General features: G+C 63.6%; 19 protein-coding genes, 1 tRNA gene and 1 pseudogene. 14 read left to right on the top strand and 7 right to left on the bottom strand.

What is annotated here, in order from left to right:
• Window positions 1–5: 5 nt before the first annotated feature.
• Window positions 6–1,499: pseudogene (locus MB84_RS31730) on the bottom strand (MmgE/PrpD family protein).
• A gap of 139 nt (window positions 1,500–1,638) precedes the next feature.
• Between MB84_RS31730 and MB84_RS20860 the strand changes: the two are divergent.
• A complete protein-coding gene (locus MB84_RS20860) occupies window positions 1,639–2,547 on the top strand; it encodes a LysR family transcriptional regulator (protein WP_046289737.1) in 909 nt (302 codons plus the stop codon).
• A gap of 349 nt (window positions 2,548–2,896) precedes the next feature.
• Here MB84_RS20860 and MB84_RS20865 read toward each other — a convergent pair whose 3' ends face one another.
• Window positions 2,897–3,799, bottom strand: a complete 903-nt coding sequence (locus MB84_RS20865; RefSeq protein WP_211279323.1) for a hypothetical protein — start codon at window positions 3,797–3,799, stop codon at window positions 2,897–2,899.
• 332 nt (window positions 3,800–4,131) lie between these two features.
• On the bottom strand, window positions 4,132–5,883 hold the full coding sequence (ggt, locus tag MB84_RS20870) for a gamma-glutamyltransferase (protein WP_046289739.1): 1,752 nt from the start codon (window positions 5,881–5,883) through the stop codon (window positions 4,132–4,134).
• A gap of 155 nt (window positions 5,884–6,038) precedes the next feature.
• Between ggt and MB84_RS20875 the strand changes: the two genes are divergently transcribed.
• The 9 genes from MB84_RS20875 (at window position 6,039) to trmB (ending at window position 15,995) form a co-directional block, all read left to right on the top strand.
• Complete coding sequence (locus MB84_RS20875; protein WP_245725426.1) at window positions 6,039–6,410, top strand: CPBP family intramembrane glutamic endopeptidase; 372 nt, start codon at window positions 6,039–6,041, stop codon at window positions 6,408–6,410.
• 222 nt (window positions 6,411–6,632) lie between these two features.
• Window positions 6,633–6,706 (top strand) — tRNA-Gly (locus MB84_RS20880).
• A 206-nt stretch (window positions 6,707–6,912) separates the two neighbouring features.
• Window positions 6,913–7,494, top strand: a complete 582-nt coding sequence (locus MB84_RS20885; RefSeq protein WP_046289740.1) for a TetR/AcrR family transcriptional regulator — start codon at window positions 6,913–6,915, stop codon at window positions 7,492–7,494.
• A gap of 127 nt (window positions 7,495–7,621) precedes the next feature.
• A complete protein-coding gene (locus MB84_RS20890) occupies window positions 7,622–8,830 on the top strand; it encodes an MFS transporter (RefSeq protein WP_046289741.1) in 1,209 nt (402 codons plus the stop codon).
• Window positions 8,831–9,459: 629 nt separating this feature from the next.
• Entirely contained in the window at window positions 9,460–10,266 is an 807-nt protein-coding gene (locus MB84_RS20895) for a DUF3348 domain-containing protein (RefSeq protein ID WP_065225814.1), read from the top strand.
• Window positions 10,247–13,471, top strand: coding sequence for a DUF802 domain-containing protein (locus MB84_RS20900; RefSeq protein WP_046293096.1), 3,225 nt, complete (start codon window positions 10,247–10,249; stop codon window positions 13,469–13,471). Before MB84_RS20895 ends, MB84_RS20900 begins: the two co-directional genes overlap by 20 nt.
• Complete coding sequence (locus MB84_RS20905) at window positions 13,468–14,136, top strand: OmpA family protein (protein ID WP_046289742.1); 669 nt, start codon at window positions 13,468–13,470, stop codon at window positions 14,134–14,136. Before MB84_RS20900 ends, MB84_RS20905 begins: the two co-directional genes overlap by 4 nt.
• A gap of 16 nt (window positions 14,137–14,152) precedes the next feature.
• The gene (locus MB84_RS20910; protein ID WP_084010074.1) at window positions 14,153–14,983 is read left to right on the top strand and encodes a DUF2894 domain-containing protein; all 831 of its coding nucleotides are present in this window, start codon (window positions 14,153–14,155) and stop codon (window positions 14,981–14,983) included.
• A 214-nt stretch (window positions 14,984–15,197) separates the two neighbouring features.
• A complete protein-coding gene (gene trmB, locus MB84_RS20915; protein WP_046289743.1) occupies window positions 15,198–15,995 on the top strand; it encodes a tRNA (guanosine(46)-N7)-methyltransferase TrmB in 798 nt (265 codons plus the stop codon).
• A gap of 90 nt (window positions 15,996–16,085) precedes the next feature.
• On the opposite strand, the gene MB84_RS20920 is transcribed toward trmB, so the two are convergent.
• The 4 genes from MB84_RS20920 to MB84_RS20935 all read right to left on the bottom strand — a co-directional run bounded on the left by MB84_RS20920 (window position 16,086) and on the right by MB84_RS20935 (window position 18,844).
• Window positions 16,086–16,928 (bottom strand): undecaprenyl-diphosphate phosphatase, encoded by an 843-nt coding sequence (locus MB84_RS20920; RefSeq protein WP_046289744.1) that lies wholly within the window; start codon window positions 16,926–16,928, stop codon window positions 16,086–16,088.
• An 81-nt stretch (window positions 16,929–17,009) separates the two neighbouring features.
• Entirely contained in the window at window positions 17,010–17,630 is a 621-nt protein-coding gene (locus MB84_RS20925) for a DUF1439 domain-containing protein (protein WP_084010075.1), read from the bottom strand.
• Window positions 17,631–17,736: 106 nt separating this feature from the next.
• On the bottom strand, window positions 17,737–18,000 hold the full coding sequence (locus MB84_RS20930; RefSeq protein ID WP_046289746.1) for a YkgJ family cysteine cluster protein: 264 nt from the start codon (window positions 17,998–18,000) through the stop codon (window positions 17,737–17,739).
• 61 nt (window positions 18,001–18,061) lie between these two features.
• Window positions 18,062–18,844 (bottom strand): SDR family NAD(P)-dependent oxidoreductase, encoded by a 783-nt coding sequence (locus MB84_RS20935; RefSeq protein ID WP_046289747.1) that lies wholly within the window; start codon window positions 18,842–18,844, stop codon window positions 18,062–18,064.
• 97 nt (window positions 18,845–18,941) lie between these two features.
• Between MB84_RS20935 and MB84_RS20940 the strand changes: the two genes are divergently transcribed.
• From MB84_RS20940 to MB84_RS20955, 4 genes are all read left to right on the top strand, one after another.
• Entirely contained in the window at window positions 18,942–19,646 is a 705-nt protein-coding gene (locus MB84_RS20940; protein WP_046289748.1) for a TetR/AcrR family transcriptional regulator, read from the top strand.
• 129 nt (window positions 19,647–19,775) lie between these two features.
• A complete protein-coding gene (locus MB84_RS20945; protein WP_046289749.1) occupies window positions 19,776–20,444 on the top strand; it encodes a protein-L-isoaspartate O-methyltransferase family protein in 669 nt (222 codons plus the stop codon).
• Between the two features lie 145 nt (window positions 20,445–20,589).
• Window positions 20,590–20,913, top strand: a complete 324-nt coding sequence (locus MB84_RS20950) for a rhodanese-like domain-containing protein (protein ID WP_046289750.1) — start codon at window positions 20,590–20,592, stop codon at window positions 20,911–20,913.
• Window positions 20,914–20,922: 9 nt separating this feature from the next.
• On the top strand, window positions 20,923–22,473 hold the full coding sequence (locus tag MB84_RS20955; RefSeq protein ID WP_084009909.1) for a TolC family outer membrane protein: 1,551 nt from the start codon (window positions 20,923–20,925) through the stop codon (window positions 22,471–22,473).
• The last annotated feature ends 81 nt before the right edge of the window (window positions 22,474–22,554 follow it).

Below are 22,554 nucleotides of genomic sequence, written 5' to 3' on the forward strand. Positions count from 1 at the left end.
CTACGTCACGCTTGGCGCTGCACGGAGCCGAGCGTGGCGATGTCGCCCGCGTTTTTCAGCGACTCGACTTGCCAGCAAGCGTCGATCAGGCGGCGCACTTGCGCATCGGGCAGGATACCGTTCACCAGATCGAGGAACTTGGTCTCCAGTTGCTTATCCGTCATCGGCACCTCCAGACTGCCGATGGCGTGCTCGATGAACTTGTGCAGCGTGCGTCCGTCCTTGAGCGTGATGGTCATGTCGACCTGCTCCGGTTTGATCGACGGCACGACCGTCGCCGTCACCCGGTCGCGCAGTGCGATGACCGCCGGATCCTGCACCGCCCGGTCGCTGTACTGACGCTCGCCCGCCGCGCCTTCGATGATCGCCACCGCGACCGAGTGGTAGACGCTGAACTTGCCTTCCAGTCCGATGCGCGGCGTCTTCTTGCCGGTCAGTTCGATGACGAGCGGGTTGACCTTCAGGTCGATGCTCGCGATCTGGTCTGCCGTCAGTTTGTATTCGTTGCGTAGCTGGATGGCGGCGTCGATGGCCGGGTGGATCACGATGCCGCATGCAAACGGCTTGTAGGTGTTGAGCGCCGCCTCGTAGCGCTGGCCGAGACCTTCCGTGATCTCCCGGTAGTCCTGCTTCGTGCTGATGGCGTTCGCCCAGCCGCGCTTGGCTTCGATCATGCCGTCCGAACTCGTGTAGTCCTTCGCGGCGAGCAACGCGGCGAAGAGTCCGTTGCTGGCGGCACGTCCCGGATTGAAGCTCTTGTTCATCGAGCCGAACGACTCGCGCAGCCCCACCGGCTACGACGCCGCCAGACCCAGCGCCCAGACCATCTGCTGCTCGGTCAGCCCCAGCACCTTGCCTGCGGCAGCGGCCGCGCCGAATACGCCAGCGGTGCCGGTGATGTGCCAGCCCACGTCGTAATGGTTCGGATAGACGGCGTTGCCGATGCGGCATTCCGTCTCCACACCCAGCACCAACGCGTTGAGGAACTCGCGGCCCGAGATCGGGTGATATTCGGACAACGCAAGCAAGGCCGACGTCACCGGACCGGCCGGGTGGATGATCGTCTTCAGATGCGTATCGTCGTAATCGAAAATGTGGCTCGCCACACCGTTCAGGAACGCCGCATTCATGATGTCGAAGCGTTCCTTTCGGCCAAGCAGATGCGCCTGCGCCGGACCGGAGAACGGCGTGAGCGCCGCGACGGCACGATCCACCGTCTCATGATGCGAGCCGCCCACAGCCACACCGATCCAGTTCAGCAGCGTGCGTGTGCCCTCCTTGCGCACGTTGGCGGGCAGGTCTTCGTAACGTGCGTTGACGATGTAACGTGCCAGCGTGCGGGTCACGCCTATGCCACTCTGTGCATTTTCGGTGGCGCTGGCGACGGATGCCGCGCCGGGGGCGGGCGCGGCGATGCTGCGCTGAACCAGTCCTTGCGCGGCGGCCAGCGAGGCGAAAGCGCCAGCCTTCAGGGCCGAGCGTCGGGTAAAAGTGCTCATATGTCTTTCCTCCGTGAAATCGTTGTGTGTACTTTGGTGAATGGCGACCGGTTGCCCTGCATTGGGGCAGCCCAAAATGATCGGCCATCTCGCGACGCATTAGAATCGCAAAAATCACAACCATTAGTGCACTGAACGCATGAATCTGGAATTGAGCGACCTGCGGGCCTTTGTGGCGATTGCGGAGCGCGGCAACTTTCGGGCGGCGGCGGAGGAAATTCATCTGTCGCAATCGGCGCTCTCGCGTCGCATCGCCAAGATGGAAAGCACGCTGGGCGTGCGGCTGCTCGATCGCACGACCCGTCGCGTCGACCTGACCGCGTTCGGCCGCGACTTCGCCCGCAAGGCGCGCGAGTTGCTGAACGATTTCGACGGAAGCCTGCGCGGTCTGGCGGACGGTGCGACGCGTCTGGGTGGGGAAGTCACGCTCGCGTGCGTGCCGTCGGCTGTGCGTCACTTCCTGCCGGAGGTACTGCGTCAGTTTCACGAGACGTACCCGCGCGTACTGATCCGCGTGATGGACACCGGGGCGAGCGACGTGCTCTCGAGTGTGGTGCGTGCCGAAGCGGATTTCGGACTGAACTATCTCGGTGCGCAGGAGGACACGATCGAGTTCGAGCCGATTCTGAAGGAACCGTTTGTGCTCGCTTGCCGACATGAGCATCCGTTGGCCAAACGCACGGAAGTGAAGTGGTGCGAGTTAAAGGAATACGACTTCATGACGGTGGCCAAGGCGAGCGGCAACCGGTTCGTGCTGGATCTGGCGCTGGCGGGCACGCCCGATTTGCCGCGCTCTTTCTGCGAAGTGCGGCATGTGATGAGCGTGGTAAGTCTGGTCGAAGCAGGCTTGGGGATTGCGGCGGTGCCGAGACTGGCGATGCCGCCGGGGGCGCATCCGCTTCTGACGAGCGTGCCGCTGGTGGAACCGGAAGTCACGCGAACCGTCGGTTTGATTCGTCGGCGGGGACTGGTGCTGTCCAGCGCGGCTCAGCAGCTTTACGACACGATTCTTGAGTTTGCGGGCGGAAAGCCGAGGTCAGGTCGTTAAACGCACGTTACGTATTCACGTGCTAGGATTAGTTTCCAGCAGTCGGAGTTCGCCACATGCCAACGCAGTTGCATAAACAGTATCGCCAGCGAACGTACATGATTCGCGTAGCACCAAACGGGGTCTCGGGATGGAGAGCGGTCGCATCGGTAGGTCATATGGAGAACGGCGTGTTCTTCACGGACTTCTCCAAAATTACCGGTCTATCGGGTCACTCGCCAGATGACGCCTGGGTGAGGGCCGAAGCGCAGGTGCTGGCGTTCATCGATAAGATCGATGGGTAGTGCGCGCTCCGGCCCCGTACGCATTTTCCATATGAATGACGCGGCGTACGCGCCTCGCACTATCGCTAACGTACGGCCCCCGTCTTCCTGATCGAACCATTCGGCACACCGTTCTTGCCGATCACGCCGCCGCAGGTGCCGCGTAGTGAGTTGCCGTCCCACGCAATGTTGTTTTGCGCGCGGATGTCGCTCGATGGACAGGCGATGAATTGGATCGGCAATGTGTTGTTCGGCGCTGCCTGCGCGTCGCTTCCACCGGGGGCAATCGGCGGCGTCGCGCTTGGATAGGCGGTCTTCGCGCCACAGAGCGCATCTTTGAGTGCCCCGCTGCTGGCGTCCACCTGGCTTGCGCCGGACAGACTGGTGAAGCAGTAACGGACCGCTATCGGGAAGTCGCACGTATTGGTGAAATTGACCGAGTATTTCGTGCGCGACGTACGAACGCACTGATTCACGGCAGGCACGGTTGGGTTCAGGTCGTTGTTCGAGTTCATCGCGCTGCTCGAGCCACTCTGCGCGCCTGTCGCCTGGGCGTTACCCTGCATGGCACCTCCCAGCGCCGCGAGCTGTGCGGCGTTTTTGCCTCCGCCCGCAGCAACACCCTGCATCATCGCGCCAACCACTGCCAGCGCTCCCCCTATCCCGGAAGAGGATTCGCTTTCGCTGGCGGTGTAGACCGTGCTGGCGTTTTTGCCGTCCGCATAGCTACGAACGCTGTAGTTATTCGTTTCGGCACCACTCAGCAGGTTGCCGCGTGAAAAACGTCCCGATCGGGTCGTCGGGCCGCCGTTGAACTTCTCGGCGTTCATCCACATTTCGCCCACGCCGTCGCGAAGACCGGCCTTCATCTCCCCGTCGTAGCGGAGCATTAACGTGGAGCCACCGTAGCCGAGCAGAGTGCCTTGACCGCTAGTCAAGCCGCCCTGGCACTCCCCGGACCATGTGTAACGTTCCCAGACGCCGTACACACCGCAGTCGGGACGCCCGTCCAGCGCAACGAGGGCACCGCCCTTATGCGTCGGACCCGGCAGACCGCAACCGGCCAAAATAAGCGCAGCGCTCGCTGTCGCCACAAGTCGAAGTGGTCGCAAACGACTGTTGCGCATATGTGCCCCCGGCGTCGAATTTTTATGTACGGAGATCTTAAAAGGGACGTGCGCGTGCAGACATCATTCATTTGAGTGATGGTCGTTCGCTTCGCGCGGAACACACAGATTGGGCGGCTGCCGGGATGGTAAGCACTTCTGCATCCGCGTCGCGCGCCGGACCTCTTCATACCGAGGTCCGACGAGCGTTGGGCTCAGTAGCCTGCCGCCAATCCGTCGCCGCGCGGATCCGCTGCGCCTTGCAGCACGCCCGAGGCCGAATCGATCAGAATTGCACCCGCGTGACCCATCGTATCGGTGAAGGGTTCGACGACCTTGACGGGGTGGCCTCGCTGCTTCAGTGCCTCCGAGACTGCCGCCGGTACACGCGATTCGATCTTGAGATCGTTCGACGACACGCCCCAGGTCCGGCCGTACAACCAGCGCGGCGCATTGATCGCAGCCTGTGGCGAGAGGCCGAAGTCGACGATGCGCGTGACGATCGCCGCCTGCGTCTGCGGCTGTCCCTCGCCCCCCATCGTTCCATAGACCAGATACGGCTTGCCGTCCTTCATCAGCATGGCGGGGTTGAGCGTATGGAAGGTACGCTTGTGGGGCGCGATGTGATTGATGTGGCTCGGGTCGAGCGAGAAGAACGAGCCGCGATTCTGCAGCAGAATGCCGGTTCCCTTCGGCACGATGCCGGAGCCGAAGTCGTAATAGATGCTCTGGATCAGCGAGACGGCGTTTCCGTCGCCATCGACGACACCGAACCAGACGGTATCGCCCTTCGGGTCCATCGGCTCGACCTCATTGTTGGCGCGGCGCATGTCGATGCGCGCGGCCTGCGCCGCACCGTGCTTGACGGAGAGCAGGGCGGCCAGCGGAATATCGACGAAGTCCGGATCGGCCAGATATTTGTCGCGGTCTGCGAAGGCCTGCTTGGTCGCCTCTACGAGGAGATGATAGTAGTCGGCCGAGCCTTCCCCCAACGCCTTCACGTCGAATCGATTCAGGATGTTCAGGATTTCCAGTGAGGCAAATCCTTGTGTATTCGGTGGAAAATTGTAGGCGTCGAAACCCCGGTACTTCACCGAGATCGGCTTCACCCAATCGGCGCGATGACGGGCGAAATCTTCACGCGTGAGCACTCCGCCGTTGGCCTGAAGGTCCTTGACGATCTTCTCGGCGATCTCGCCCTTATAGAACACCTGTGCACCCTGCTCGGCAATCTGCTTGAGCGTGTTCGCCAGTTCCGGCTGATTGAGGCGCTCTCCTGACTGGTAGGGCGTGCCGTCGGGTTTCAGGAAGATTTGCCGGAAGCCGTCGAACTGTTGAAGGTTGCGAAACACGTTATCGGTCGTATCGACGTTGATAGCCGACCACTTTGCGAGCGACGGCGTGACGATGAAACCCTCTTTGGCGTAATGGATGGCGTCTTGCAGCAGGTCGCGCCACGGGAGGCTTCGTCCCATGCTGGTGTGGGCGTATCGATATGCCTCGTCCCATCCGGAGACAACGCCGGGCACGGTATTGACCGACAGATAGCCGCGTGGCGGGATCAAAGTCAGACCCTTGTCCTTGTAGAACTGAAGGGTGGCGCGTTCGCCCGCTCGGCCGCTGGCGTTCAGTGCGCGAAGCTCATGGGTTCTCGCGTTGTAGATGAGCCAGAAGTTGTCGCCGCCGATGGTGTTCATCTGGGGGTAGACGACGGCGATCGTGGACGCGACGGCAATCGCCGCATCGACGGCGTTCCCGCCTTGCTGAAGCACCTTCAATCCGGCTTGCGTCGCCAGATAGTTCGACGATGTGACCATGCCGCCGGTGGCCATCGGATTCACGCATTGCGCGACGGTTTCGCAATACGGGCTATGCGAGCCTGTCGAATTCGCCGACATCGCCCCAAAGGACAGTGTCGCCAAACCGATTGCGGCCACCCAACGCGGGTAAAGAGGAATGCCATTCATCTACGTCTCCCTTTATCTATTTTGTTTAACTAACCATCTCCTTTTGAATTACGGGTTAGATATATCCGATAAAAAACATCGATGAATCCGCAATGCTACGTGCGATCGGTACGCAAAAATACTGATCGCGACCGCACATGAGGAAGGGGAATGATTTGGGGAATTGCCGTTTCGCGCCGGTGGTCGAGGAGATGTTATTCCGGGGCATCGTCCTTCGCGGATTCCTGACGCAGTACCCGTCGGGCACGGCTATCGCGCACTCAGCGGCGGTCTTCGGGCTGGCACACCTGAACATCTATCAGGTCGTGACCCTTCCCTTGATCGGGTTGATTCTGGGAAAGATGTACGAACGGACCCGCTCGATCCTCCCGGGCATTTTGTTGCACATGGCCTACAACACAGCGGTAGTGGTGAACAGCGTCTGCATTCCGGGCGGAATGGAAGACGCGTCGATCTTCGAGCTGCCCGCCACTTGGTCGCTGGTAGGCATCGCCTGCGGGGTCGCAGGCGCATCGATGATAAGTTGATCGGTGGCGGCCGTGTGGTGCCGGGGACGGCCTAGCGGTCCTGCGGTGCGATGCCGCGTATTTTCGATGCGAACACGCGGTGGCGCTCGATATCCACGGGTTTATGCGTGACAACCGACGTTGGCGGATGCCCCGACACGTTGTTCCCATTCCTCCAGTCGTGCGCAGCACTCACCGCACGATTGCCAAACGCCCCCAACCCCCCGTAAAATGGCGCTCTTCGCGGGCGTCGTATAATGGTAATACCCTAGCTTCCCAAGCTAGAGCCGTGGGTTCGATTCCCATCGCCCGCTCCAAAGAATTTTCGAGAAAGCCGTCCTTGTGACGGCTTTTTTGTTTTCCAACGTCGTTCGACGTCTCCCTCTCCCCAGCCATCCACCCAAATCCACAACCGACATCCGGTTATTTGAACGAATGGTAAAAAATCACCTATAGTCATGCCATCGGACAAGTGCCACGTGGCACCGGCTATTTCCATCCCTCCAGAATGACGAGGTCCATCATGAGCGGAAGACCCAGAGAATTCGATGACGCAGCTGTCATCGACGCCGCCATGGACGTCTTCTGGACGAACGGCTATGAAGGCACCTCCGCGCAGGCGCTGGTCGAATGCACCGGCCTCGGACGCGGTAGCCTCTACAATGCCTTCGGCAGCAAGCTCAATCTCTATCACGAAGCCCTTGAGCGCTATCAGACGCTCGGCCTTCAACAGCAAGTCGACATTCTCAACGGCAACGGCCCTGTCAAGGACCGCCTGCGCACGCTCATGCAATGGGGCATCGACGACGACCTCGATCCCGAGAAGCAACGCGGCTGTATGTCGCTGTTCGCGGCCTTCGAGCGCGGCGCCAAGGACGAACGCGTCCGCCAGATCAGCCAGGCCTACTTCATCCGCTTCGAACAGGTGCTCGTACATCTGATCGCCGTCGGACAACACAACGGCGAACTGTCCACCGAGCGCTCCCCGGTCATCGTTGCCCGCACGTTCCTGGCGAGCTACTACGGCCTGCGCGCGCTGGGACGCACCGTCTGCGACCGCGCGTTCCTCGAAGGCATCATGGAAGGCATACTGGCTCAGCTCTGACGGACGACCACGTCCAGTCCGCCCCTCCCCACTTTCTCGCGCAGCACGTCACCCACAACACCCAACAATTGACTCCCCCTCGCGGGTCGATATTCCGCCCGCGAATATGGAATGAACGTTAAATAATATGACGCAAAAATCCGCAATGCCACCCGTCGTCTACTTGTTAGGACTGACCGTCTTCGCCATGACGACAGCCGAATTCATGGTCGCCGGGATGATGCCCGCGCTGGCCGATGCGATGAACGTCGGCATCGGCAAGATCGGTAATCTGATCTCGCTCTATGCCGTTGGCATGACCATCGGCGGCCCGGTGCTCACCGCCGTGTTGCTCGCGTTGCGCACGCCGCATAAGCGCGCCCTCATCTGGCTGCTCTCGATCAACGTGGCCGGCGGCGTGCTGGCCGCCATGTCGACCCGCTATGAAATGATGGCCGTCGCGCGAATCATCATGGGCGTGGCCAGCTCTGCAACGTTCGGTGTCGCGCTCACGCTCTGTGCCGACCTCGTCGCACCGTCGGTGCGCGGCCGCGCCGCTTCCTTCGTGCTCGGCGGACTGATGTTCTCGCCGGTGGTCGGCGTGCCGCTCACCGCCTTCATCGAGCAACACTTCGGCTGGCGCGCCAGCTTCTGGCTCGTCGCTGCGCTCGCGGCCCTATGTACCGTCGCGATTGCGCTGTGGGCACCGGCCGACCATAAGCAGGACGGGGCCGATGCTGAAGTCGTCAGCCTGTCCGGTGAATTCCGTTCGTTGCTGAATCGTCCGCTGTGGGCCGCGTTTGCGACCAGCGGGTTGATCATCGGCGCGACGTTCGCCGCGTTCAGCTATTTCTCGCCGATCTTTTTGAATGTGGCCGGTGTGTCCGCCACCTCGATTCCGAATCTGCTCGCGATGTATGGCATTGCGAACATCATCGGCAACGCCGTCGTCGGTCGCTTCGCCGACCGTCACACGCTCACGGTGCTGGTCGCAGGTTTGTCAGTGCTCGCACTCGCCCTGATCAGCTTTGCGCTTTGGGCCGAACTGACGCCGGTCGGCATCGCTGCGTTTGCCGCTATCGGCCTGACAGGGGTCTCGCTCAATCCGGCGATGGTCGCGCGAGTGATGCGCGCCGCAGCGCCGGGGCCGCTCGTCAATACGATGCATACGTCGGTGATCACGGCAGGCCTCGCATTCGGGACGTGGGCCGGTGGGGCCGCGATCGATGCGGGCTACAGCATGCGCGCACCGTTGTGGATTGGCGCGGCGATGGCCGCCGCCGGTCTCGCCAGTTTGTTGCCTTACCTTCGGACGGGGCTTGCACAGCCCCCCGAAACGGCCTGCTCGACGACCTGATGCCACTCAGAAGAAGGTGGCTATCACATCGGCAATGAACCGCTTCAAGGGGGCGGCGCGACTCGCCCAGGCGCTCGCCCCCATTCCAGCTATAGATTGATTCCGTCGCGGTGATCGCGCATTACATGAAGATATTGACCGTGTCGGCGAGAAACTTTGCGACAGGTGCCGCAGCACGTGCCCAGCTTCCGATCATGACCAGTCCGTCGCAAATGAGTCCGATTGCGGGCATGTCACCCCTCCAGTTTTGATTCGTTGTTTTGCGTTAGTCGCGGGAAATTTCAGAACAGCGCCATCACGTCGTTGAAGAACTTGGCCACCGGCGCAGCCCGGCCAGCCCACGTGCCTACGGTTACCAGTGCGTCGCAGATCGGTCCGATTGCAGTCATTTCACACCTCCGGTTTCGTTTCGTTTGTTTCGCGTTTGTCGCGGGTTGAGTGAAAGATAAACCTCGGGTCGGTACCTGAAAACTGAGATAAATCACAGTCGGCGTCCGGCGGGGCTTGCGCAGGGGTTTCAGTGGGCACTCGGGCGCTTTGCTCGCGCGTCAATCCCCCGATAGGGCAGCCAGTGGCGGACGCGGGGCGCGCGCAGTGTAAACTGCTGGGTTTTCGACCCCCCCAGTGGAATGGTGCAAGTGTCCCGGCGTCCCGTTATCAGCGCCCCAACACTCATACGCTCGCTGGCCCGCCTGAGTTCGTTCGCGCCCCCGGAGGCCGCGCCGTCGCTCTCGGACCGTCTGAGCCAGTGGCTGGGCTGGACCGACGCCATCGCTTTGTCGTCGGCTCTCAAAGCCAACCCGTCGGCGGCAACGCCCGGCGCGCGTTCGGCTGCGCAAAGCCCGGCAGACGAACTCGCACGTGTGCGCGTCGACCTCGCCGCCGCCATCGCCCGCGATTGCGGGCTAGCGGCCGCGCCCGGCGGGCAGATTCGTGCGCTGAGCGCGGCCGAGCGTCAACGGGCCGCCTCGTTCGCGGAGTTTCCGGCGTATCGCCAGCGCTACGCGACGTCGCAGCAGACGATGGACACGGCGATCAGCGCCCTGCGCACCCGCCTTCGTGCTCAATTGGCCACGATGTCGCCGGACGCCGCGCGTCTCGCCAGCGTCGACGCCGTCATGGAACGCGTGATGGGCGCACGTGAGCGCACACTGCTCGCGAGCGTGCCGAATCTGCTCGAAGGGCATTTCGTGCGTCTGCGCGACACCGAGCAGGCCGCGATGGCGGCCCCGCGCGTGCCCGGTGCGCCGCCGCTCTCGCCCGCCGGCACCTGGCTAGACACCTTCCACCGGGATATGCAGAGCGTTTTGCTCGCAGAACTGGATATCCGCCTGGAACCGATTGAAGGGCTGATTGCTGCCCTCGCCTCGGTCGCTCCCGGCGAAAACGTTAGTGAACCCGGACAACATGACCCGTTTGCCACGCTACCTCGTTGATCTCATTGCCTTTGTCGCAGGTCTTGCCGTCGTCGGCTGGATCGCCATCGGCTATGCTGGCACCAATACCCTCGCGCTCGCGATCGCCCTGCTGATCGCTGCCGTCTATCTCTTCGGCGCGCTAGAACTCAAACGCTTTCACCAGTCGACGAACGCCCTTGCGAGTGCCGTCTCCGGTCTAGGCGCACCGCCCGCGTCCCTGCCCGCGTGGCTTGAGACGTTGCCCGTCGGTCTGCGCACCGCCGTGCGTCTGCGCGTGGAAGGCGAACGTGTTGGCCTGCCCGGCCCGGCGCTCACGCCGTACCTCGTCGGCCTGCTCGTGCTGCTCGGCATGCTCGGCACCTTCCTCGGCATGGCCGCCACGCTGCGCGGCACCGGCATCGCGCTCGAAGGCGCGACCGATCTGCAAGCGATTCGTGCCTCGCTCGCCTCGCCGGTCAAGGGACTCGGCTTCGCATTCGGGACGTCGGTCGCCGGTGTCGCGACGTCGGCCATGCTCGGCCTGCTCGCCGCACTCGCGCGCAAGGAACGCGCACAGGTCGTGCAATCGCTCGACGCACGCATCGTCACGACACTGCGCGGCTTCTCACAGCAGCATCAACGCGAAACCACGCTGCAACTGCTTCAGCAACAAGCGACGGTCATGCCCGCACTGGTCGACCGTCTGCAAGACATGATGGCCGCGATGGAGCGCCAGAGTCAGGCGCTCGGCGAGCGCCTCGTCGCCAATCAGGACGCGCTGCACGCCAAGACGGATGCGTCTTACGCGCAACTCACCAGCGCGATGCAGCAGTATCTGAAGGACAGCGTCGCCACCACGGCCAGCGCCGCCGGTGCAGCGATTCGTCCGGAAGTCGAAGCGACGATGGCGAGCCTCGCGCGCGAAACCGCCACGTGGCATCAGACCGTGTCGAGCGCCGTGCAAGACCGTATGGACGGCCTGTCCGATCGCTTCGAAGCCACGACGGCGCGCGTTGCCAGCGTCTGGAAAGATTCGCTCGACGCTCAATTGCGCACCAATGAAACGCTCGCCACCGATCTGCGCTCGGCACTCGGCGATTTCACGCAGACGTTCGAGACCCGCTCATCGCGACTGGTCGACGACGTGGCCGCACGACTCGAGGCCGTAACTGCACAGGTCAGCAGCGCACAGACCGGTGTCGCGCAAACGTGGGAAACGTCGCTCGCCGCGCAACAGCGCAGCAACGATGCGCTCTCCGAAAACCTCGGCACGGCACTCGCGCACTTCTCGCAGACCTTCGAGACGCGCTCGACCAGGCTGGTCGACGATGTCGCGGCTCGCCTGGAGGCCACCACGGGCCGCATCGACGCCGCCCACGCGAACGTCGCCCAGACCTGGGAGACGTCGCTCGCCACGCAGCAACGCACTCACGACGCGCTCACTGAAAACCTCGGCGCGGCGCTCACGCAATTCGCACAGACCTTCGAGACGCGCTCGACCAGGCTGGTCGACGATGTCGCGGCACGACTCGACACGACGACCGGACAGGTCAACGCCGCACACGCGGGCATCGCGCAGACATGGCAAACGTCGCTCGCCACGCAGCAGCAAACCAACGACGCGCTCGCCAGAGAACTCGGCGCAACGCTTGCGCAATTCACCGAGTCGTTCGAGGCGCGCTCCGCGAGCCTGCTCGGCGAGGTCATCACGCGCCTCGACAGCGCAACGGGCAGCATCGCCACGGCGCAGACCACCGTCGCCCAGGCGTGGGAGCAAGCGCTCGGCCAGCAACAGCAATCGCACGACACGCTGACACAGTCCCTCGGCGCGGCACTGGAGCGCTTCGCGCAGACGTTCGAAGCACGCTCAAGCGCCTTGCTGGCGGATGTCGCAGCCAAGCTCGACGCCGCGAGCGGCAATGTCAGCGGCGCACATGAGCGCGTCGCATCGGCATGGGAGCAATCGATCGGACTGCAAAAGCAGGCCAACGACGCACTGAACACCGAACTTGCTGCCGCCCTCGCCCGCTTCACGGAAACCTTCGAGCAACGCGCCGCCCATTTGATCGACGGCGTAAGCCAGCGCACGGAAGGGGCAATGCACAGCGTGTCGGCGACGGCTGCGGTCGTGTCGGGCGAATGGAAGCAGGCCCTCGCCGCGCAACAATCGGCGAACGATGCACTCGCCACCGATCTCGCCACCGCCCTCGCACGCTTCGCCGAAACGTTCGAATCGCGGGCCACGCAACTGCTGCAAAACGTCTCGACGCAACTGGACTCGACGTCCGCCAACGTCGCCCAGACCTGGCGCGACGCCATCGCCGAACACGCGCGGACGAGCGAGCGTCTGGCCGACGGCAATCAGCAACTCGTCGCGGCGACGACCAGCGCCTTCACCGAACACAGTGCGTCGCTGCTGCAAGCGCTCAGCGCCGCCAACACCGCGCATCACGACGCTACCGCCGAGCGCGAATCGCAGCGCCTGTCCGTCTGGACGGAAACGCTCGAAGGCACGCTGTCCACGCTGCGCTCGGAATGGCAGCAGGTCGGCGCACAAACGGCCAGCGAGCAACAGGCGATCTGCGACACGCTTGCCCGCACCGCGCTGGAGATGTCCGAGCAGACGCGCGCCAACGCCAGCGACACCATCGCGGAAATCTCGCGTCTGGTGCAGACAGCTTCGGAAGCCCCGAAGGCGGCCGCCGAAATCATCGGCGAACTGCGTCAAAAGCTCTCGGACAGCATGGTCCGCGACAACGCCATGCTCGAAGAGCGCTCGCGACTGCTCGACACGCTGGGCACGCTGCTCGACACCGTCAAGCACGCGGGCAACGAACAACGTGCCGCCGTCGACGAACTCGTCACGACCTCCGCGCAACTGCTCGAGCGCGCGAGCGCGAACCTCGGCGACGCCATCGCCGCACAAACGGAGAAGCTCACGGAAGCGTCCGCACAGGTCACCGGCAGCGTGGTGGAAATCGCCAGCCTCGGCGACGCCTTCGGTGCCGCCGTGCAGTCGTTCGGCGAATCGAACACGCAACTGCTGGAACATCTGCAACGCATCGAGGCCGCACTCGACAAGTCGATGGCGCGCAGCGACGAACAACTCGGGTACTACGTCGCACAGGCACGCGAAGTGGTCGAGCTGAGCGTGATGTCGCAAAAGCAGATCCTCGAGAACCTTCAGGATCTCGCGCAGACGCGCGGGCAAACGGGTATGCAACCGGGTAGCGTGGCAGCATGAGAGACGAATTCGACGCGGATATCACAGAGGCGGGCGACGTAGGCGCCGCTGCGCCGACGTGGGCCGTCTTCGGCGATCTGATGTCGGTGATGCTCGGCGCGTTCGTGCTTATCATGCTCGGCGTGATCGGCGTGCAGATCGAACTGTCCGCGAAGCTGGAGCGTGAAGTGAAGGAGCGCCAGGTCGAGACGCAGCGCCGCGAAACGCTCGAGAAAGCGCTCGCCGGACCGCTCGCGGGCGGGCGTGTGACGCTGGTGAACGGGCGCATCGGTATCAGCGGCAACGTGCTCTTCGCGCTGAACTCGGATCAGTTGCAGCCGCAGGGCCGCGAAGTGCTGCGCAGTCTGGCCGCGCCGCTGGCCGCCTATCTGCGCGCGAGCGACGAAATTCTCATGGTCAGCGGCTTCACCGACGACCAGCAAGTGCGCGAGACGAACCGCCGCTTTACCGACAACTGGGAGTTGTCTGCACAACGGGCGCTGACCGTCACGCGCGAGCTGATCGCCGCCGGGGTGCCGCCGTCCTCCGTGTTCTCGGCCGCGTTCGGTGCGGAACAGCCGGTGACGTCCAACGCCGACGAAGCCGGACGCGCAAAGAACCGCCGCGTAGAAATTGCACCGATGCCGCGCAGCAGCGCGGGTAACGCTGGCAAACCGAAAGCGTGACGGTACGGCGATGAGCATGCAAACGCCCTCTCCAACGAACGACGCCGCCGAAGACGACACGCTTGTCGTGTCGCATGCCGATCCGGTCGATCCGACCACTACGCAACTCGCCGCCTGGCGCGAAGCCGGTGCCGACAAGCGCGACCCGACTCGCTTTCATCGTATCGAAGCGCTTTGCACGCGCATGCTCACCTATCGAGGCGACGTGCGGCGCGTGCTTGAAGCGCGTCTGAAGGTGCTGGTGGACGACTTCGCTACGTCGCTTGCCAATGCCCGGACTACCGCAGGCGATCCCGGAGCATCACGTGCCGCGTCACCGCTTGTCACGCTGACGGCAGACATCGCGCGACAGATGGGCACCGGCGAACGGCCAACGTCGTCGGCATCGCCCGCGACATCGAGGCCGACGCGTAGCGTTCAGCCGACGGCACCGTCGTCCACGGCGAAGGCCTCTGACGCGCCCGCGCCCGCGAAGCGCCCCGTCACCCAACCGGCACCGATTCCCGTCGCCATCACGCCGACCGTCATCGCGACGGACGACGCCTTCGAAGACCTCGACGTCCTCGAATACTTCCGCGAAACGTGGTCGAAGCTGAGCACCGACGGCAATCTGCGCCAGTCGCTTGCGCAGGTGCCCGAAAACGCGGGTCCGCTCAATTCCAGCCATCTTGTGCATCGTGCGCTCTCGCTCATGCACGACGTGTCGCCCGACTATCTGCGTCACTTCCTGCGTCACGCCGACGCCCTCTCCTGGCTCGAAGACATGGAAACGACGGGCGTCTTTGGCAACAAGAGCGCGGCCCGCGTGGCAGCCAGCGCCAAACCGTCGCGCGCCAAGGCCCGCTGACGGTGGCGTGCCCTCGCGACGTCAGGCAGCATCAAGCCGGGACGCGAAGCGGGCGCCAACTTGCCAGTGAAGGGCGTTCCGGTGGATAATCGAGCCCGTTCCCGCCGCCAAGGCGCGGGAAAATCCTTTGAAAAATCATCGTGTTGGGCGCTGTCCGCACCGCCCGCCGCAGTTTCCTCGACAAGCCGTCGTTCCAGACGGCTTTTTGTTTCCCATGACGAACCACGGACAACCGCCAGCCGACGATTCGCTCCCGGCCCACGACGACGCTGAACTCGACGCGTCGCAAACGACCTCTTCGGAAGACGACGACACGTACGTCGGCCCGGATGGTGTAGCGCACCCGCGCCGCATCCGCAGTTTCGTGCGTCGCGCGGGACGTAGCTCGGAAGCGCAGAAACGCTACTTCGAAGAACTCGGCCCGAAGTTCGTACTGCCGTACGCGCCTGAAACGCTCGACTGGCCGACGGCCTTCGATCGCGCCGACGCACCGCGCATTCTGGAAATCGGCTTCGGCATGGGCGACGGCACCGCGCACATCGCGAAGGTGCGCCCGGCTGACGATTTCCTCGGCGTGGAAGTACACGAGCCGGGCGTGGGCGCGCTGCTCAAGCTCATCGGAACGACACCGCTCTCGAACGTGCGCATCATCCAGCACGACGCTGTGGAAGTCGTCCAGCACATGCTGCCGGAAGGGTCGCTCGACGGCGTCCACGTGTTCTTCCCCGATCCGTGGCACAAGAAGCGTCACCACAAGCGCCGTCTGCTGCAACCGCCGTTCGTGGCATTGCTGGCCTCGCGTCTGAAGCCGGGCGGCTACCTGCACTGCGCGACGGACTGGCAGGAATATGCCGAGCAGATGCTCGAAGTGCTCGGCGGCGAAGCGTCGCTCGAGAACACAGCGGCCGATTACGCGCCGCGTCCGGATTACCGTCCCGTGACGAAGTTCGAGAACCGCGGCCTGCGCCTCGGTCACGGCGTGTGGGATCTGGTCTTCCGCAAGCGCGGCTGAGCGGCATCGACGTCGTCGCGTCGGTACTGACGGATAGCAAAAGGGCACCTTTCGGTGCCCTTCTTGCATGCAACGTGCGGCGACGTGCAATCAGTCAGCCCAAACCACGAGTCCGCTGTACGCCGATGCCAGCACCACGATACCGAACACGATGCGGTACCAGGCGAACGCCGTGAAATCGTGCGACGCGATGTAGCGCAGCAGCCAGCGCACGCAGATGAACGCGCTGATGAACGCAAACACGAAGCCGATGCCGAACAGACCGAAGTCCGTGACTTCCAGCATGGAGCGCGACTTGTAGAGTTCGTAAATGGTGGCGCCAAACAGAATCGGGATCGCAAGGAAGAACGAGAACTCGGTCGCCACACGACGCTCCAGCCCGAACATCATGCCGCCGATGATCGTCGCCCCCGAGCGCGACGTGCCCGGCACCAGCGCGAGGCATTGCGCGAAGCCGACTTTCAGGGCGTCCAGCGTCGACAGCTCGTCGATGGAATTCACGCGCGGCAGCTTGCCCGCTTCGACATTGCTACGGTTATGGCGCTCGACCAGCAGAATGATCACGCCGCCAACGATGAACGCGGTGGCCACGACCAGCGGGTTGAACAGCACCGCCTTGATATGCTTGCCGAACAACAACCCCAGCACGATGGCGGGCACGCACGCGACGATCACGTTCACCGCAAAGCGACGCGCCTTCGCATCGCTACCCAGCCCGAACACGACCTGCGCAATCTTTGCGCGAAACTCCCAGCACACCGCCAGAATTGCGCCGAACTGAATCACGATGTCGAAGATCTTGCCCTTCTCGTCATTGAAGTCGAGCAGACTGCCGACCAGAATCAAGTGCCCGGTCGACGAGATCGGCAGAAATTCGGTCAGACCTTCAACCACACCGAGAATGACGGCTTTGAGCGCCAGCAACAAGTCCATGCAATGAGTTCCTGAGGAGTCGTGGATTAAGAGCGTTTTCGTAGGTTCAGGCGAGTGCGTTCGCGCGGAATCGGTGGGACGTCAGGGCGTGTCGAACTTGACGTTCACGCCGTGCGAGAGCACGGTGATCGCCCCCGGCTGACGCATCGCGCCGCCGATGTTGAGTTGCTCGGGCTTGAACGTGTAGATCGGTGCGCCTTGGAGCAACTGCGTCGCGATGAGTGCCCCGGCCGCGTTCAACTGACGCGACCAGCGCTCGGGCAGACCGTCGATGGTGAACGTCTCCACCTCGGGGTCGCGCAGCACGACCGACAGCGTGGCCGGATCGTACGCGAGCGCACTGTCGATGGCGAGCGTACCGGTGAGCGGCGCGCCACCCAGCGGGTGCGTCACGGTGGCATCGACGGACACGGCGAGACGGTTGCGATCAGGCAGCAGCGTCAGACGCGGATGCGTGAGATTCACGTCGAGCACGGCCAGCACACGACGGTCGAACGGAAACTTGCGTTCGAGCGCCCGCTGCAACTGGCTTTCTGAAAAAGTGTAATCGTTGCCGAACGGCAAGCCTGCGCATGCTGCGAGGCCTGCAGCCAGCGCAGCCGCACCGGTCATTGTCAGCCAGCGACGGCGCGAGACAGTGACCGACGCGCTCGCATCGCACTGCTGAGGAATGGGACGATCTGGATGAGTGCTACCCGGCATTTCGCGTTCCGCTTCAGGGCGCATTCGGCCCGACACGCGCGACTATAGCACTCGGATACGACAGGAATTGAGGTTTGTCCGGCGCTGCCACTACCCGATGGCGCCCTCAGGCGGTCATGGGCGCAGTCATCGCTTCGAGATGGGACAACCAGGCGATGGCCTGCGTGCGATCGTCGCCGCACATCTCCACCGAAGGCTGCAACGATCCGCACACGGCCGGACGCTGCGGGCTACCGAAGATGCGGCAGCGATCCGCCTCATCCAACTGCACGCAACGCGTGTTCGCCGGTTTGCCGTCGGGCATCCCGGGAATCGGCGTCGAAATGGAAGGCGCGATGCAACAGGCCGCGCAATGGGGTCGGCAATTCATGGGGGCGGATTTTACCCGACCTGCTTGCCCTCGGCATTGGCCACAGCCTTCACCACAGCATTCACCAGGGTAGCGTGCCCGACAGCGCGAAGAAACCACCGGTCACCGGGCCGCGTTCGCCCAGCGCGAGCATCACCACGCTGCGCGTGCCTTCGGCCAGCCCCTGACGCCCGCGCCTGCCGCTCGCGTCGACCGTGAGATCGCTTGGTGCGCCCGGGTCGACGGAGTTCACCGTGATCGATGTCTCGCGCAACGTGTGCGCGAGTTGCACCGTCAACATGTTCAGCGCGGCCTTCGATGCGTTGAACCCGATCTGCCGGAACGCCGCATGCTCCCACGCCGGATCGTTGTTCTGCGCAAGCGAGCCGAGGCCGCTCGACACGTTGACGATGCGCGCACCGTCCGAGCGCGACAGCCACGGCAGCATCGCCTGTGTGACGCGCAAGGTGCCGAAGAAGTTGGTCTGGAAGACCCGTTCGACCGCCTCGATGGACGCCTTCTCCGGCGTGTCGTCGCGCGGATCGGTCACGCCCGCATTGTTGACCAGCACGTCGAGCCGTCCGTGATAACGCCCGATCCGGTAGGCCGCCGCGTGCAACGTCTCCGGGCGCAGCAGATCGATCACCAGCGTTTCCGCCTGAAAACCCGCCTTGCGCAGCGGGGCGACGATTTCGTCCCCCTTTGCTTCATCGCGTGCGCCGACCAGCACCGTCATGCCCGCTTCGGCCAACTCACGCGCCACTTCCAATCCGATTCCCCGGGTCGCGCCAGTCACCAGCGCCACTCTTCCCAGATGGCGTTCGGCGTCCTCGCGTACCGTATGTTCGATAGCGTCCCGTTTCATCACTGCTCCCGTCGAATTCCCGTTGTTCTGCGCCCGGCCGCACGCAAATTTGTTAGCATCGAGTTTATGAAGAATCCTTCAGATTTTCTATTCGCATATGAAACCGGCCGGTCAACCACCCGCAACACCCCGTAAATCGCCGCAACAGGCGCGATCGCGGGTCACCATCGACGCCATTTTCGAAGCCGCGCTTCAGGTTTTGCTGCTCGATGGCGGGCGTCAGTTGACCACCACCCGGGTGGCCGAGCGCGCCGGGGTGTCCGTTGGGACCCTCTATCAGTACTTCCAGAACAAGCAGGTGCTGCTCTACGCGGTGCTGGAGCGTCACATCGACCGTATCGTCGATTCGGTCGAGCAGACGTGTCATGCGTCGCATGGCAAACCGCTGGAAACGATGGCGCAGGAATTGGCGAAGGCCTATGTCGGCGCGAAGATGCGCGATATCGAAGAGGCGCAGGCGCTGTACCGGCTCTCGGAGGATCTGGACGGGCGGGAGGTGTTCGCGGGGGCCTCGGCGCGCATGCACGCGGCCGTCGTCGGCATGCTGAAGACCGCACACAACGCGCGCTTCGAGGATCCGGAGACGGTGGCCTTCGTTTTCCTCAACTCCATGTCGGGGCCGATCAAGGCCATTCTGGAGAACCGCGCGCCCGTGGGCGCCTGCTCGGAGACGCTCTCCCGCCAGATCGCCGACCAGATGGCCACGATGTGCGGGGCGTATTTACAGTGCGTCGCCCAGCGTGGCACAGAGGTTCGGGCGGACTCGCCCGCGCTTTCAATACCGCCGGACAAAGCCGCCTGAGCCCCGGGCCGGTCATATCTGCCCGGCTTGCGTGCCGATTTGCGGCAAAAGTTCACACGTCATCATGGCTGCCGTCCGGAACTGGTAAAATGCCGGGTTGTGTTTGCCTACTACCCACGAGTAATCGAAATGAATTACGAACAGGCCCGCTTTAACATGATCGAGCAGCAAATTCGTCCCTGGGACGTGCTCGATCAGGACGTGCTCAAGCTGCTGGAAGTCGTCAAGCGCGAAGATTTCGTGCCGACGGCACTGCGCGACATCGCGTTCACCGACGTCGAACTGCCGCTCTCGGGTGCCGCTATCCCGAACAAGAGCCAGCACATGATGTTCCCGCGCGTCGAAGCGCGCATTCTGCAAGCGCTCGCGCCGAAGAAGAACGAGAACGTGCTCGAAATCGGCACGGGTTCGGGCTACATGGCCGCCCTGCTGGCTTACAACGCGCATCACGTGACGACCGTCGAGTTCGACGCGAACCTCGCGCAGTCGGCCCAGCAAACGCTGCGCGCCAATGGCGTGACCAACGTCGAGGTCGTCAACGCCGACGGTGCGCAGGGCTGGAGCGCCGCCGCACCGTACGACGTGATCTGCATCTCGGGCGCGCTGGCCGAACTGCCGCAAGCGTTCCAGAACCAGCTGAAGGTCGGCGGCCGTCTGGCTGCCTTCGTGGGCGGCAGCCCGGTCATGGAAGCCGTGCTCATCACGCGCATGTCCGAGACCGAGTTCCGTCGCGAAAACCTGTTCGAGACGCAGGTGGCCTATCTGGTCGCCCCGCAACCGTCGAGCTTCAAGTTCTAAAGCCCGGCTGCCGGGGACGCGCCCTTCGACAGCGAACGGCGCTCCCTGAAGCCGCGAGCGGACCGGTTCCATGCTTGTTCGTTTGGGGACGACCAGGCGGCTCGACGAGAGCCGGACGCCATCGATTCGACACACGTAGAACATCATGCAAAACATTACACCGGCGCAATTGGCCCAGTGGCTCGAGGACGGGGACCGCAGCCAACCCACGCTCCTCGACGTGCGTGAGGACTGGGAAGTGCAGACCTGCCACATCGCCCAGAGCAAGAACGTGCCGCTGGGCGACGTGCCGGCGCGTCAGGGCGAACTCGACGCCGATGCGCCCATCGTGTGCATTTGCCACCACGGCATGCGCAGCGCCCGCGCCGCCATGTTCCTGGAACAACAAGGTTTTACCCAGATGTTCAATCTGGACGGCGGAATCGATGCCTGGGCACGCCAGGTCGATCCGTCGATGCCGACTTACTGAGTCAGGGCCATGCGCCCCCCGAGGTTGGCCGCGCGGCTGCGCGCGGACAAGCGTGCGTCCGCACGCCCACCCCGTAACACCCGCAGCATCCTCAATGCCCGCTCTGCGAGCGTCCTCGCCATCGCGACGATGCTCGCTGCCCTCATTGGTCACTCAGCACCCGCGAGCGCGACCGACCTGCTCCAGCTCTACAGCGAAGCCCAGGGCCGCGACGCGCTCATCGCCAGCGCACGCTCGTCGTACCTCGCGAACATCGAAGCGCTGCCGCAAGCCCGCGCCGCGCTTTTGCCGCAGGTCACAGCGCGCTACGGGGCCGTCAACACGCACTACGGCTCCGGCAACATCTCGAACACGTTCGGCAGCAGCGGCTACAGCCTTGCACTGACGCAGCCCATCTTCCATTGGGATAGCTGGCAGTCCTACCAGCAGGGCAAGCTGACGGTTGCGAGCGCCGAGGCCGCATTCGCGCAGGCGCAGCAGGATCTGATCCTGCGCGTGGCGACGGCCTACTTCGATGTGCTCGCCGCACAGGACGATCTCGCCCTCGCAGGCACGCACAAGCAGGCCATCGCGGAACAGCTTGCGTCGGCCAAACGCAACTTCGAAGTCGGCAACGCCACCATCGTCGACTCGAACGAAGCACAAGCCAGCTTCGATCAGGCCACCGCTCAGGAAATCGCCGCACAGAACACGCTCGACGTGCGCCGTGCCGCGTTCGCGCGCATCGTCGGCCATCCCGTGGGCTCGCTCGCCACGCTGCGTGCCGGTTCGACACTGCCCTCGCCCGAACCGAACAACGTCGCCGACTGGGTCACGCAAGCCGAGCAAGCCAACTACGGCGTGCAATTGCAATCGCTCACGCTGGAAATCGCGCGACGCGAAACGTCGAAGGCGAAGTCGGGCTATATGCCGTCCGTCGATCTGGTGGCCGCCGGTGCGCATTCGAACGTCGGCAACGCTAACAGCTTGTTGTCGTCCGCGATGTCCAGTCCGTCGAGTCAGGGCACGGGGCCGAGTTCGGCGGGGCAGATCGGCATTCAGGTCAGCATCCCGATCTTCTCGGGCGGCTCGGTGCAGAGCAAGATGCGTCAGACGCTGGCGCTCGAAGACAAGGCGCAGAGCGATCTGGACGATGCACGACGTCTGGCCGTGCTGAGCGCGCGCACGTCGTACCTCGGCGTGTCGAGCGGACTGGCGCAGGTCAGGGCGCTCGAAGCGGCCGAACAATCGGCGCAGTCGTCGGTCGCATCGAACAAGCTCGGCTACCAGGTCGGCATTCGTATCAACGCCGACGTGCTCAACGCCGAAGACAAGCTCTTCACCACGCGGCGCGATCTCGCCAAGGCGCGCTACAGCACGCTGCTCTCCAGCCTCCAGTTGAAGGCCAGCGCCGCCACGCTCGTCGATACGGACTTGCAATTGCTCAACGCGTTGCTGACCGAGAATCCGGACGCCTCCGCCGCCATGGCCGGTGCCCGCGAAGCGACCCCGGCAAACGCAGGCACCGCTCTGCCAGCGCGCGGTGTGCGACCGGGTACGACAGCGCCGCTACGTCGCTGACATCGTCTGCATCAAAGCAAAAAGCCTCGCATGACCGTTCTGGCATGCGAGGCTTTTTGCTTTCCGACGTCGGCGTTGCAA

The organism is Pandoraea oxalativorans, from assembly GCF_000972785.3.
Classification (GTDB): domain Bacteria; phylum Pseudomonadota; class Gammaproteobacteria; order Burkholderiales; family Burkholderiaceae; genus Pandoraea; species Pandoraea oxalativorans.

Excerpts from the sequence above, each read along its gene's own strand:
- MB84_RS20895 (WP_065225814.1), top strand. The coding sequence starts at position 9,460 with ATGGTGCAAGTGTCCCGGCGTCCCGTTATCAGCGCCCCAACACTCATA.
- MB84_RS20890 (WP_046289741.1), top strand. The coding sequence starts at position 7,622 with ATGACGCAAAAATCCGCAATGCCACCCGTCGTCTACTTGTTAGGACTG.
- MB84_RS20860 (WP_046289737.1), top strand. The coding sequence starts at position 1,639 with ATGAATCTGGAATTGAGCGACCTGCGGGCCTTTGTGGCGATTGCGGAG.
- MB84_RS20885 (WP_046289740.1), top strand. The coding sequence starts at position 6,913 with ATGAGCGGAAGACCCAGAGAATTCGATGACGCAGCTGTCATCGACGCC.
- MB84_RS20935 (WP_046289747.1), bottom strand. The coding sequence starts at position 18,844 with ATGAAACGGGACGCTATCGAACATACGGTACGCGAGGACGCCGAACGC.
- MB84_RS20945 (WP_046289749.1), top strand. The coding sequence starts at position 19,776 with ATGAATTACGAACAGGCCCGCTTTAACATGATCGAGCAGCAAATTCGT.
- MB84_RS20905 (WP_046289742.1), top strand. The coding sequence starts at position 13,468 with ATGAGAGACGAATTCGACGCGGATATCACAGAGGCGGGCGACGTAGGC.
- MB84_RS20930 (WP_046289746.1), bottom strand. The coding sequence starts at position 18,000 with ATGAATTGCCGACCCCATTGCGCGGCCTGTTGCATCGCGCCTTCCATT.
- MB84_RS20955 (WP_084009909.1), top strand. The coding sequence starts at position 20,923 with ATGCGCCCCCCGAGGTTGGCCGCGCGGCTGCGCGCGGACAAGCGTGCG.
- ggt (WP_046289739.1), bottom strand. The coding sequence starts at position 5,883 with ATGAATGGCATTCCTCTTTACCCGCGTTGGGTGGCCGCAATCGGTTTG.
- MB84_RS20950 (WP_046289750.1), top strand. The coding sequence starts at position 20,590 with ATGCAAAACATTACACCGGCGCAATTGGCCCAGTGGCTCGAGGACGGG.
- MB84_RS20940 (WP_046289748.1), top strand. The coding sequence starts at position 18,942 with ATGAAACCGGCCGGTCAACCACCCGCAACACCCCGTAAATCGCCGCAA.
- MB84_RS20910 (WP_084010074.1), top strand. The coding sequence starts at position 14,153 with ATGCAAACGCCCTCTCCAACGAACGACGCCGCCGAAGACGACACGCTT.
- MB84_RS20925 (WP_084010075.1), bottom strand. The coding sequence starts at position 17,630 with ATGCCGGGTAGCACTCATCCAGATCGTCCCATTCCTCAGCAGTGCGAT.
- MB84_RS20920 (WP_046289744.1), bottom strand. The coding sequence starts at position 16,928 with ATGGACTTGTTGCTGGCGCTCAAAGCCGTCATTCTCGGTGTGGTTGAA.
- trmB (WP_046289743.1), top strand. The coding sequence starts at position 15,198 with ATGACGAACCACGGACAACCGCCAGCCGACGATTCGCTCCCGGCCCAC.